Origin of the sequence: Psychrosphaera haliotis, assembly GCF_009728465.1 — a bacterium.
In the GTDB taxonomy this organism is placed as follows: domain Bacteria; phylum Pseudomonadota; class Gammaproteobacteria; order Enterobacterales; family Alteromonadaceae; genus Psychrosphaera; species Psychrosphaera haliotis.
Genome location: NZ_WOCD01000001.1, coordinates 97,627 through 110,425, shown reverse-complemented (window position 1 = coordinate 110,425; position 12,799 = coordinate 97,627). Strand labels below are relative to the sequence as shown.

Here is a 12,799-nt window from a genome sequence, read left to right as displayed (position 1 = left end):
TATATTTTTAGAATAAGTAACCTTGGAACTATTAAATGAAACTCCAGCAACTGAGATACATTGTAGAAGTGGAAAACCACAACTTAAACGTTTCTGCGACTGCCGAAAGTTTGTTCACATCGCAACCTGGTATAAGTAAGCAGGTCCGCATGCTAGAAGATGAACTTGGTGTGCAAGTATTTGGTAGAAGTGGCAAACATTTAACACATGTTACACCTTCTGGGCGAGAAATCATTGAATTATCAAGAGATATTCTGAGTAAAGTAGAAAGTATAAAACAAGTAGCAAAAGAACATACATTACCAGATCAAGGTAAGTTAAATGTTGCCACAACTCATACTCAAGCAAGGTACGCTCTACCAAATGTGATACAGGGTTTTATGGACAAATACCCCAAAGTATCCTTACATATGCATCAAGGTACTCCGTCTCAAATTAGCGAAGCCGCAGCGAAAGGAGATGCTGACTTTGCAATAGCTACCGAAGCTTTACATTTATACAATGATTTAGTCATGTTGCCTTGTTATCACTGGAACCGGTCCATTGTGGTGAAAAAAGATCATCCTTTAGCTAAATTAAAAACAAAACTACAACTCGAAGATATTGCTCAATATTCGTTAGTAACCTATGTGTTTGGTTTTACTGGGCGCTCGGAGTTAGACAAAGCTTTTGCAGAAGAGGGCTTGCAGCCTAAAATTGTATTTACAGCTACTGATGCCGACGTAATAAAAACTTACGTTAGGCTAGGTGTTGGAATAGGTGTAATTGCTACAATGGCGATGGACGATACCGATACAGACTTAGTGACCATAGATGCTTCGCATATATTTGAAGCTTCAACAACAAAGATTGGGTTTAGAAAAGGAAGTTTCTTGCGGGGTTATATGTATGACTTTATAGAGAGATTCGCGCCGCATTTAACAAAAGACAGGGTTGAAAAGGCGTGTTTGTTAAAAAACCAAGATGAAGTAGATGAAATGTTTAAAACAGTACCTCTACCAATAAAGTGATTTTTGAATACAAAAAAAGGAGCCGAGGCTCCTTTTTTATTTATGAATATTTGTTACGCGAGAGACACAAATAAACCTGCAATGGCTGCACTCATTAGGTTTGCTAACGTCGCAGCTAATACAGCTTTTAAACCAAGTTCAGCTAAGTCATGACGTCTAGATGGCGCCATACTGCCAACGCCGCCTATTAGTATCGCAATTGATGACAAGTTTGCAAAACCACACAAACCAAATGTCACAATAACTTGCGTCATTTCACTTAATTCACTTTTGTAATTAAGGAAGTCTAGATAAGCAACAAATTCATTTAGGATAAGTTTTTGACCTAGGAATGAACCAGCTACTTGTGCTTCAGACCATGGTACACCAACAATAAATGCGATTGGGCTAAATAGGTAACCTAAGATCATTTGAAGTGTTAGCTCTGGGTAGCCTATCCAACCACCAATACCACCAAGAATACCATTTACTAAACCAATCAAAGCAATAAATGCAATTAACATTGCTGCAATTGAAATTGCGAATTTAACACCTTCGCCTGCGCCATCGGCAGCGGCATCTATTACGTTTACGTGACCAGAGCTTTCAAGTTTTAATTCAGCCAGTTCGTTTTTAGGCTCTTCTGTTTCAGGCAAAATCATTTTTGCCATTAACAATCCGCCAGGAGCGGCCATAAAACTTGCTGCAATAAGGTACTTAAGTTCAATACCAATACTAGCTAATCCAGCGATGATTGCGCCAGCAACGGTTGCCATACCACCTACCATAACTGCAAACAGTTCTGAGCGGGTCATAGTTTTTAAGAACGGCTTTACAACAAGTGGGGCTTCAGCTTGTCCAACAACAATATTGGCTGCAGCACACATAGATTCTGGCTTACTGGTGCCAGTGATTTTTCGTAACGCACCACCAAATACACTTACTAATTTACCCATAACACCCAGGTAATATAGAACTGCAATTAAAGAAGAAAAGAATACAATTACAGGTAGAATATGTACCGCAAAAATAAACCCTAATTCCTTTCCACCAATTTTGTCACCAAACATAAAGACGATGCCATCTGTTGCATAGTCAAAAACGGTAGAAAGTGTCTGAGAGACGTTGAGTAATATATCTTTACCTGGCTCCCAATATAAAACCATGGCACCTAATAAAAACTGCAATAAAAACGCACTTATAACGGTTCGTTTATTTATTGCTCGACGGTTAGTGGATAAAGCAAATGCTAATACCAACAGAACAGTGATCCCTAATAAACTTCTTATCCAATCAATATCCACAAACACTTGCTCCTAACAATTTAGATATTATTTTTCACGGTGCGTGATCATAGGGAGATTATGAAATGATTCAAGCGTTTTATTGGATTTTAGTGAAATTTATCACTATATGTGTACCAGATATGAAAATTTTATGACAAACAAGATAAATAAATGCTAAACAAGTATTACGAAATCACATACAATGCGCATGCTTATATCTTGTATTAGTCACCTCATCCAATGAGTTGTTTGAGTAATTGATTGGTATAAAAGACATCTAACTAAATCTTCAGGATAAATTTATGAAAAAGGCTGCATTAGCACTTAGCATCCAAGCTGCATTATTAGCGTCGTTATCTTTTAACGCGAACGCTCAAGAAAATGCCCAAGAGCAAGACGATGCAAAACTTGAAAAGATCACTGTAACGGCTCTTAAGCGAACTCAGTCTATTCAAGATGTTCCAGTTTCAATAGCGACTATGTCGGGTGAACGTTTTGAAAATACGTTTTCATCAGGCGATGATATTTTATCATTAGCAGCGCGCGTTCCGGGTTTATATGCAGAGTCATCTAATGGACGAGTTGCTCCACGATTTTATATGCGTGGTTTGGGTAACTCAGATTTTGATTTAGCAGCTTCACAACCAGTATCTATCATTATGGATGATGTGGTTATGGAAAATGTTGTATTAAAAAGCTTCCCACTATTTGATATTGACCAAGTTGAAGTTATTCGTGGTCCACAAGGTTCTCTATTTGGACGTAATACTACAGCTGGTATCATCAAGTTTACAAGCCGTAAACCAACTTCAGACTTTGACGCATATGTTAAAGCAGGGATGGGAAGTTTTGGGCTTGTTAATTTAGAAGGTGCAGTGGGCGGTCAAATCGCTGAAGACCTTAATGCCCGACTTTCTGTGTTAGATCAGTCTAAAGATGATTGGATTGATAATGCATTCACAGGTGAAAAAGACGCATTGGGCGGTCACGATGAATCTGCTTTCAGAATTCAGTTAGCTTACAACCCAACTGAAGATTTAGACATTCTTTTTAATTACCATGATCGCTCTTTAGAAGGTACATCTTCTGTAATGAGAGCAAACATTTTAACGACTGGAAGTAATGAGCTAAATGCTAATTACGATCGCGACAAAGTGTTTTATGATGACGGTGATAACAACCCTCAAGAGTACGATCAAGACGGTTGGAGCTTAAACGTAAACTATGACCTTGGCGCATACATGCTAACTTCCATTACCGCTATGGAAAATGCAGATGGACGTAGTAAGGGTGACATAGACGGTGGTTATATTTGTGCAGAAGGGCAAATGAATAGTTTCTGTACAGCTGATAACCGCAACGGGCCAGGTTTCATTCCATTTGGTGCTATTACTGAAGACAGGCTGAACGACTTAGAGCAATTCACGCAAGAAATTCGTATTGCAAGTAACGGCAATGACCAACTTACTTGGCAAACGGGTTTGTTTTATTTTGATTCTTCCTTTGGTGTAGAAAGTGTAGATGGATTCTACGGCGCTACGGAAGTATTTCATGAAAATACGACATGGGCAGTATTTGGTCAGTCTACTTACGCAGTTAATGATGATTTAACAATTATTGGTGGCCTTCGTTATACCTACGACGAAAAGTCAATTAGCGTTGGTAAGCAAAATGAAGACGGCTTTGCAGTTGTTATTGGTGCTGCGTCAATCCAAGAATATGCGCCGATAGATGTTGATGACGGTCAGTGGTCGTGGGAAGCAATGGCTAACTACACTATTGATAATAACATGAGTGTTTATGCTCGTTTATCAAATGGTTTCCGTGCGCAATCTATTCAAGGCCGTGATGTGGCGTTTGAAGGCTACCCTTCAGTAGCTGAAGCTGAAACTATTATGTCTTATGAAGCTGGTTTTAAAACTGACTTACTTGATAACACTCTTCGTTTAAACGGTGCTGTGTTCCATTATGTTATTGATGATATTCAGTTAACAGCTGTTGGTGGCAATGGTAACAATGTTGGTTTAACTAACGCTGGTAAAGGCGTAGGTACTGGTTTTGAAATTGACTCAGAGTACCGCGTTAATGAAAACCTTACTGTTACTGCTGGTTTCTCATTCAATGACACAGAACTACAAGATAAAAACTTACTTATTTCTACTTGTGGCTCTGGCGCATGTACACCAACCGATCCGTTAAATGATGATGGCGCTGCATATGTGGATGGTAACCCGTTCCCTAACGCACCAAAAACGATATTCACGGCAACTGCGCGTTATTCAATGCCAATTGCTGATGAAGGAGAGTTATTTATTTACTCTGATTACTCACATCAAGGCGACACAAATCTATTTATTTATGAAACAGAAGAATACAAAACTGACGGTCAATTTGAGCTAGGTTTACGTATTGGTTATGTTCATTATGATTTAGATTTAGAAGTTGCTATTTTTGGTCGCAACATTACAGACGAAGATAACCTAAAAGCTGGAATCGATTTCAATAACAATACTGGTATTGTTAATGAGCCGATGAGCTGGGGTATCGAAGTTAAGAAGAACTTTTTCTAAGTTCTTTTAAACGAATAAAAAAGCCCAAACATTTGTTTGGGCTTTTTTATATATATTAGAAAAGCAACAACAAAGAGGTTGTTGCTCCTTGTCTTTTTAAACGGTCATAATTTTCATGGTGTTTGTTGCGCCAATCGTTTCCATTTTGTCGCCTTGAGTTAACATCACTAAATCACCTTTTTTAAGTCTACCTTCGGCAAGTAACTCTTTGAGGGCTTCTCTTGCATCGTCTTCAAATTGTGTAGAGTCAAAGTTACAAGGGTAAACACCTCTGAACAATGCACAGCGATTTAATGTTTTTTCATGGCGTGACATTGCATAAATAGGTAAGCCTGAGCTGATACGAGATAGCAATCTAGCCATACCGCCAGATTCAGTCAAAGCCACTATGGCCTTAATGCCTTTCATATGATTGGCCGCATACATAGTTGCCATGGCAATAGTTTCTGAGACATTATCAAACTGAACGTCCATACGATGCTTGGAACTTAAAACACTCGGGTGCTTTTCTGCGCCTAAACATACGTTTGCCATCGCTTTAACGGTTTCTACAGGAAAGTCTCCCGCCGCTGTTTCAGCCGATAACATGACTGCGTCAGTGCCATCTAAAACAGCATTTGATACATCCATAACTTCAGCTCGTGTTGGCATTGGACTCGATATCATTGACTCCATCATCTGAGTCGCCGTGATAACTGCTTTGTTTAGCTGTCTAGAACGGGCAATTAGTTTTTTCTGAACGCCTACTAATTCAGCGTCACCTATTTCAACACCAAGATCACCTCGGGCAACCATAATTACATCAGATGCCGAAATAATATCGTCAATAGCTTCATCAGTAGCGACGGTTTCAGCTCGCTCAACTTTTGCTACTATCTTAGGCGCAAAGCCCGCTTCTTTAGCTAGTTTTCGTGCGTATTCTAAGTCTGCACCGTTACGTGGAAAAGACACCGCTAAGTATTCAACTCCAATTTCAGCTGCAGTTAATATGTCAGCTTTATCTTTGTCTGTTAGTGCAGGGGCGGTAAGGCCTCCACCTTTGCGGTTAATTCCTTTGTTATTTGACAAAGGCCCAGCAACGGTAACTTCAGTAAAAACTTTCTCGCCTTCTACAGACTCAACTTTTAATTGAACTCGACCATCATCAAGAAGCAATAAGTCACCTGGGATTACATCTTTAGGTAAGTCTTTGTAGTCTATAGAAACTTGGTTTTGTCTCCATCATCTTTGCCCATTGAAGCATCAAGAACAAACTTATCGCCTACAGAAAGGTAAATTTTCCTTCTTTAAAACGAGATACTCGTATTTTTGGACCTTGTAAGTCCCCTAAGATAGCAACATAAGTGTTTAATTTTTTTGCGACTTCACGAACACGCAAAGCACGATCTATATGATCTTGTGCAATGCCATGGGAAAAGTTAAGACGAACTGTATTTACGCCACTTGCGATGATTTGTTCTAACACGTCATCTTTATCAGTAGCGGGACCTAAAGTTGAAACGATCTTTGTTCTTCTCAATGCGTTGGTCATGTAATGGAAACTCCAAGGGTTGATATACAAGTTTTATGTAATTTTATTACATTTTGAAAGAATAAAATAAAATTACAAGGGTTTATTCGCATCTTATTGAATAAATATTACAAAATTACTAATAGTGAATTATAGAACATATAAAGACTTTAACGGCGAAGTTTTAAAGTAGGGCGACAAGAGTATGGTTTTGGCCCTAGGAGATGCTAGAAAGTGGTAGCATTTTGATTTATATGTATTTAGAGAACAAACAAAGGGGTAATTGCAGGCACTAATATATTTAGCCCTGCATTGCACTGAGTAAAGTTGATCAGTCTCTCTTATCAAATCGTGATGGACGAAGTGAGTCTTTCACTTTTTTCAGGTTATCTCTAAATTTTGGACCACGTCGCAACGTGAAGCCAGTCGCTAAAACGTCAATAATAACGAGTTGCGCAATTCTAGAAGCCATTGGCATATATAAGTCTGTGTCTTCAGGTACATCAGGACTTAGACAGATATTACATTCTTTTGCCAAAGGAGAGTCTTTTGACGTTACGCCAATAACCGTTGCGTCATTTTGACGAGCTATCTCTGCAATCTCAACGAGTTGTTTTGTTCTGCCGGTATGTGAGAACAACATAACCACATCACCCTCACTACTATTCATGCAGTTCATACGCTGCATTACAATATCTTCAAAGCAGTTTACTGGTACATTAAAGCGGAAAAACTTGTTTAATGCATCTTGAGCTACAGAGGCTGACGCACCTAACCCGAAAAACGAAATTTTCTTAGCTTGCGTTAGTATATCCACTGCTCGATTAACCTGTGAAATATCAATACTTTTGCGAGCGCTGTTTAAAGAGGCCATAGTAGATTCGAATATTTTAGCGGTATATTCTTCAGGACCATCGCTTTCATCAACGTGTCGGTTAACATAAGGTGTACCGTTGGCCAAGCCTTGAGCCAAGTGCAACTTAAAGTCAGGAAATCCCTTTGTATCTAATCGACGACAGAAACGGTTGACTGTAGGTTCACTAACATCAGCTATTTTTGCAAGTGTTGCAATACTAGAATGTATCGCTTGCTCAGGGTTATCAATGATAACTTCGGCTACTTTACGTTCAGACTTACTAAAAGTAGTAATCTGTAAGTTTATCTTTTCAAGAATATTCATTCTTATTCCTTAAATCTTTACAAGCCTTTAATACACTATTGTTAGAAGTTAATAAAATCCTGCCACATTATGCAAAATACAGGTTAAAATTAGGTAGCAGTTTTAATAACTCGACTTTATGTAATGTATTAGAAATTAATTACCAATTAAAAACAACAAAATTAGTTAAAATTTCACTTTTATGTAAAAAAATTACAACTTTCGGGTTTACATTGCCCGCATTAGTTCGATAGCATTAGACCTATGTAGTTTAATTACAATAAACTGACCATCTTATTGGAGTTTCAAATGGCAAAAAAGCTAAGCCATAAGCCTTGTGATTTAGTTCTGTTCGGTACCAAAGGCGATCTTGCTCGCCGTAAATTAATTCCATCTCTATATAAGTTAGAGCGCTCAAATCTTCTCGCGGATGAAACCAAAATCGTTGGTATTGCGAGGGATGAGCTGGATTTAGATGGTTACAAAAAAGTCGTATCAGACAGTTTAGAACAGTTTTTAAAAGAACCTGTAGACGAAGAGATCAAAGAGAAGTTTCTTGAAAGGCTTCAATATTGTCAGGTTGACATGACCGTAGCAGAAGACTTCAAAGGTATTAAAGACGTTGTAGACCAAGAAAATAGGACTATGGTGAATTACTTCTCTACACCACCGTCTGTGTTTGGGGCTATTTGTGAAGGGTTGGATACAGCCGGATTGATTAATAAAGAAACTCGAGTAGTGGTAGAAAAACCAATTGGCCACTGCTTAGAATCATCAAAAGTAATCAACGATAAAATTGCAGAACACTTTAACGAAGATCAAATATACCGAATTGACCACTATTTAGGAAAAGAGACGGTTTTAAACCTTCTTGTACTTCGTTTTGCTAATGCCATATTTACAAATAACTGGGACCATGAGTGTATTGATCATGTTCAAATATCGGTTGCCGAGTCAGTTGGCGTAGAAGGCCGTTGGGGCTATTACGATGACGCAGGTCAGATGCGTGACATGGTACAAAACCATCTATTACAAATTTTGTCTCTGTTGGCCATGGAGCCGCCGGTAGATGTGAGTGCAGACAGCATTCGAAATGAGAAGTTGAAAGTCCTTAAAGCTCTAAGACCAATTACGCCTGATAACGCGGGTGATAAAACGGTTCGTGGCCAATACACTTCTGGTTTTGTTAATGGTCAAGCGGTACCTGGTTATTTGGAAGAAGAGGGTGCTAATACGGACAGCTCAACGGAAACCTTTGTATCCTTGCGAGTTGATATTGACAACTGGCGCTGGGCTGGCGTTCCATTTTACCTGCGTACAGGTAAACGTTTGCCGGTTAAAGGCACCGAAATTGTAATTCACTTTAAAGAGCTACCTCATAATATCTTTAAAGAAACGTATAAAACACTTCCTGCTAATAAATTAACAATTCGCTTACAACCAGACGAAGGCGTGGAAATCCACTTAATGAATAAAGTGCCTGGTTTAGGTGAGAAAATGGAGCTTCAGCAAACTAAGCTTGATTTAAGTTTCTCAGATACGTTCAAAGATGATCGCATTGCGGATGCATATGAACGCTTAATGCTAGAAGCGATGTTAGGAAATCAGTCGTTATTTGTAAGACGAGATGAAGTTGAAGCAGCTTGGTCTTGGGTAGACGGAATACTAGACGCTTGGGATAAATCTAATGAATCACCTAAATCCTATTCAGCTGGTTCTTGGGGCCCTGTGGCATCAATAGCAATGCTGGCCAAAGATGATAGAGAGTGGGACGAGTAAATGAACGCTACGATAAAGAAATTTGAAAACTCAGTTCAACTTAACGAACAGTTTGTCGCTGAAATAATAGAAAAACTAGTCAGCGGTATTAAAAATGACGGACGTGCTAGTTTATTAGTTTCTGGTGGCAATACACCAAAACCATTGTTTACGGCGCTAACCAGTACCGATTTAGATTGGTCTAAAGTTGATATAGCCTTAGTTGACGATCGCTGGGTACCACTTACCGATTCAGCTTCAAATGAAACGATGGTTAAAGAGTTTTTATTAAAGGGCAATGTTGCTAATGCAAACTTTGTTGGTATGAAAACAACGCACACTGAAGCGTTTGATGCTGTGGAAGAAGTGACTAGAAACCTAGCAAATATAAAAACACCGTTTGATGTTGTGATTTTAGGTATGGGCGAAGATGGTCATACCGCTTCTATTTTTCCATGTTGTGAACAGCTCGATGATGGTCTTACAACGTTAAAACCGATTCTTGCAACTCAACCTACAACCGCGCCTCATCAGCGTATGACATTTAGTAAATCGGCGTTGTTAAATTCAAAACAACTATATTTACATTTGGTTGGGGCCAATAAAGAGCAGGTTCTAAATGCAGTTGCAGCAGAAACTGACGTTCGCAAGGCACCAATAAGTGCATTTTAAATCAAACTGACGTCCCTATGACGGTCATGTTAGCTAGCGCCAAATAGGTAGTTAGGAGATATAATGAATAAAACAATTCAACAAGTGACAGATAGAATTATTGAGCGTAGCAAGGCAACACGAAAAGCTTATTTAGCAAAAATTGAGCGCGCTCGTGAGCATGGTCCACATCGAGGTGTGTTGTCATGTGGTAACTTAGCCCACGGTTTTGCAGCCTGTAATACATCACAAAACAAGATCTTACTGCACTAACAAAAGCAAACGTTGGTATGGTTTCAGCATATAACGATATGTTATCAGCGCATCAACCATATGAAGTTTATCCTGATAAAATCCGTAAAGCTGTTGAAAAAGTAGGTTCTGTAGCTCAGTTTGCCGGTGGTGTACCTGCAATGTGTGATGGAGTCACACAAGGGCAGCCAGGTATGGACTTAAGCCTAATGAGCCGCGATGTTATCGCAATGAGTGCAGCAGTAGGCTTATCGCACAATATGTTCGATAGCGCCGTTATGATGGGTATCTGCGATAAAATTGTACCAGCCTCGTAATGTCTGCTTTATCTTTTGGTCATTTACCATTTGTATTTATTCCAGCCGGTCCGATGGAGTCGGGTATTCCAAACAAAGAAAAAGCCCGTGTTCGTCAGTTATTTGCTCAAGGCAAAGTTGGAAGGGATGAATTACTAGAGTCTGAATCAAAGTCTTATCACTCTGCTGGCACTTGCACGTTCTACGGAACGGCAAACTCTAACCAGTTAGTTGTTGAAGTAATGGGTCTTCATTTACCAGGTTCTTCTTTTGTTAACCCTGGTACAGAGTTAAGAGAGGCATTAACTGAAGCTGCCGCAATTCAAGCGACTCGAATTACTGACCTTGGCACTGAATATATGCCAATTGGTCACATCGTTGACGAAAAGTCAGTGGTGAACGGCATTGTTGCTTTACTTGCAACAGGCGGCTCAACAAATCATACAATGCATTTGGTTGCTATGGCTAAAGCGGCCGGCATCGTCGTTAATTGGGACGACTTTGATGCATTATCATCAGTAACTCCTTTGTTAACTAAAATATATCCAAATGGCCAGGCTGATATTAACCACTTCCAAGCAGCTGGCGGTATGGCACTATTAATCAAAGAGTTATTACGAGGTGGTTTCATCCACAATGACGTAAACACAATATGTGGACACGGTTAGATAAGTACACGAAAGAACCAGCCATTCGTGATGGAAAACTAGTGTGGATAGACGCGCCTGAAAAGTCGTTAGATCCGGACGTATTGTCAACTGTTGAAGCGCCATTTAAAGCAGATGGCGGATTAAGTGTACTTGATGGTAATTTAGGTAGAGCCGTTATCAAAACTTCAGCACTTCGCGAAGGCCGAACAGTAGTAAAGGCACCAGCCGTTGTATTCGAAAGTCAGCATGACTTAGATGGTGCGTTTCAGGCAGGTGACTTAGATAAGGATTGCGTTGTTGTTGTTAGATATCAGGGGCCAAGAGCGATAGGTATGCCTGAGCTACATAAATTAACACCTCCACTAGGTGTACTGCAGGACAAAGGCTTTAAAGTTGCACTAGTGACAGATGGTCGAATGTCTGGCGCATCTGGTAAAGTACCAGCGGCTATTCATTTGTACCCTGAAGCGCTTGACGGTGGTTTGATTGCTAAGGTTAACAATGGCGATTTAATAGAAATTGATGCGGAAAACAATGTAATAAAATTGCATGTTTCAGAAGAAGAGTTAGCTAAACGAGTTGTAGTACCAAAGGATTTAAGTGCAGAGCGCGAAGGAATGGGTCGTGAAATGTTTAATGGCTTGAGGCAGATGTTAACTACATCTGAGGAAGGTGCTAGCTGTGTTTTTCACGAGGCTTAGAAATCAAATGTCATTTTATGCTTTAGTCGCAGATGTAGGCGGCACAAACATTCGCCTCGCGATTGCGAATTTAACAGATTTATCAATGGATCATGTGCAAACTTATCGTTGCGCAGATTTTGCGAAAATAGATGATGCTATTGAACAGTATCTATCGTTTATAGAAACAGAAATCCATTTTGCTTGTATCGACGTTGCCTGTCCGGTGACCGGTGATAAAGTTGACCTAACAAACAATCACTGGTGTTTTTCTCAAAAAAAGCTAGCTGAAAAGTTTGGTTTTGAAAAGCTTTACGTGATTAATGACTTTACGGCTATTGCTATGGCGATTCCGTCTTTAAGTGAAGAGCAGAAAACTAAAATTGGCGGTAAAGAGCCAGCAGAGCATAAGCCTATTGCTATTTATGGCGCTGGTACTGGCCTTGGCGTAGCCCATCTAGTCTACAGCGGTCAAAAGTGGATTGCGTTAGGTGGAGAAGGTGGACACGCTGATTTTGCCCCTACTGATGCCGAGCAAGTTGCTATTTTAGAGCACCTTCAACACAAGTATACAACGGTATCTGCGGAGCAATTGTTATCTGGTTTAGGCTTAGTGCAAATTTACCAAGCATTGTGTTCTATCAATAATCAACCAGAACAAAACTTCCAACCAGCTGACATAACAACGCACGGTATTAACAATACTGATGAAATGGCGGCGAGCGCAATGCGAGTGTTTTGTCGCATTTTAGGGAGTTTTGGTGGGAATTTGGCACTTACTATGGCGACATTTGGTGGCGTTTATATTGCCGGCGGTATTGTTCCTCGTTTTATTGAATATTTAAAAGTTAGCGAATTTAGAGCCAGTTTTGAAGCAAAAGGGCGTTTCCAACCTTACGTATCTGGAATTCCAGTATATGTAGTGACGGAACCGCAACCTGGCTTATTAGGCTGTGCTGCATATCTAAAGCAAGAGCTTTAAGCACAGTACTTTACTA

Annotated in this window: 7 protein-coding genes and 2 pseudogenes; 6 read left to right on the top strand and 3 right to left on the bottom strand. The window is 39.7% G+C overall.

What is annotated here, in order from left to right; genetic code table 11:
* Positions 1 to 35: 35 nt before the first annotated feature.
* Positions 36 to 1,010, top strand: a complete 975-nt coding sequence (gene cysB, locus GNP35_RS00480; RefSeq protein ID WP_155693524.1) for an HTH-type transcriptional regulator CysB — start codon at positions 36 to 38, stop codon at positions 1,008 to 1,010.
* A gap of 53 nt (positions 1,011 to 1,063) precedes the next feature.
* Here cysB and GNP35_RS00475 read toward each other — a convergent pair whose 3' ends face one another.
* Positions 1,064 to 2,287 carry a NupC/NupG family nucleoside CNT transporter gene (locus GNP35_RS00475; protein WP_414153665.1) on the bottom strand — a complete coding sequence of 408 codons (1,224 nt, stop codon included), beginning with the start codon at positions 2,285 to 2,287 and terminating at the stop codon, positions 1,064 to 1,066.
* Positions 2,288 to 2,577: 290 nt separating this feature from the next.
* On the opposite strand from GNP35_RS00475, the gene GNP35_RS00470 reads away from it, so the two are divergent.
* On the top strand, positions 2,578 to 4,845 hold the full coding sequence (locus tag GNP35_RS00470; protein WP_155693522.1) for a TonB-dependent receptor: 2,268 nt from the start codon (positions 2,578 to 2,580) through the stop codon (positions 4,843 to 4,845).
* A 96-nt stretch (positions 4,846 to 4,941) separates the two neighbouring features.
* Here GNP35_RS00470 and pyk read toward each other — a convergent pair.
* Both pyk and GNP35_RS00460 read right to left on the bottom strand, forming a co-directional pair.
* A pseudogene (gene pyk, locus GNP35_RS00465) lies at positions 4,942 to 6,376 on the bottom strand (pyruvate kinase).
* A 310-nt stretch (positions 6,377 to 6,686) separates the two neighbouring features.
* Positions 6,687 to 7,535 (bottom strand): MurR/RpiR family transcriptional regulator, encoded by an 849-nt coding sequence (locus GNP35_RS00460; protein WP_155693520.1) that lies wholly within the window; start codon positions 7,533 to 7,535, stop codon positions 6,687 to 6,689.
* A 288-nt stretch (positions 7,536 to 7,823) separates the two neighbouring features.
* On the opposite strand from GNP35_RS00460, the gene zwf reads away from it, so the two are divergent.
* The 4 genes and pseudogenes from zwf to GNP35_RS00440 all read left to right on the top strand — a co-directional run bounded on the left by zwf (position 7,824) and on the right by GNP35_RS00440 (position 12,783).
* Positions 7,824 to 9,293: a glucose-6-phosphate dehydrogenase gene (zwf, locus tag GNP35_RS00455; RefSeq protein WP_155693518.1), complete on the top strand. Its 1,470-nt coding sequence runs from the start codon at positions 7,824 to 7,826 to the stop codon at positions 9,291 to 9,293.
* Positions 9,294 to 9,944, top strand: a complete 651-nt coding sequence (pgl, locus tag GNP35_RS00450) for a 6-phosphogluconolactonase (RefSeq protein ID WP_155693517.1) — start codon at positions 9,294 to 9,296, stop codon at positions 9,942 to 9,944.
* Between the two features lie 63 nt (positions 9,945 to 10,007).
* Positions 10,008 to 11,822: pseudogene (gene edd / locus GNP35_RS00445) on the top strand (phosphogluconate dehydratase).
* A 7-nt stretch (positions 11,823 to 11,829) separates the two neighbouring features.
* The gene (locus GNP35_RS00440; RefSeq protein ID WP_155693516.1) at positions 11,830 to 12,783 is read left to right on the top strand and encodes a glucokinase; all 954 of its coding nucleotides are present in this window, start codon (positions 11,830 to 11,832) and stop codon (positions 12,781 to 12,783) included.
* Positions 12,784 to 12,799 lie beyond the last annotated feature (16 nt).

What these genes read in the sequence shown, in the direction of transcription:
- GNP35_RS00470 (WP_155693522.1), top strand. Translation starts at nt 2,578, where the DNA reads ATGAAAAAGGCTGCATTAGCACTTAGCATCCAAGCTGCATTATTAGCG.
- cysB (WP_155693524.1), top strand. Translation starts at nt 36, where the DNA reads ATGAAACTCCAGCAACTGAGATACATTGTAGAAGTGGAAAACCACAAC.
- GNP35_RS00460 (WP_155693520.1), bottom strand. Translation starts at nt 7,535, where the DNA reads ATGAATATTCTTGAAAAGATAAACTTACAGATTACTACTTTTAGTAAG.
- GNP35_RS00440 (WP_155693516.1), top strand. Translation starts at nt 11,830, where the DNA reads ATGTCATTTTATGCTTTAGTCGCAGATGTAGGCGGCACAAACATTCGC.
- pgl (WP_155693517.1), top strand. Translation starts at nt 9,294, where the DNA reads ATGAACGCTACGATAAAGAAATTTGAAAACTCAGTTCAACTTAACGAA.
- zwf (WP_155693518.1), top strand. Translation starts at nt 7,824, where the DNA reads ATGGCAAAAAAGCTAAGCCATAAGCCTTGTGATTTAGTTCTGTTCGGT.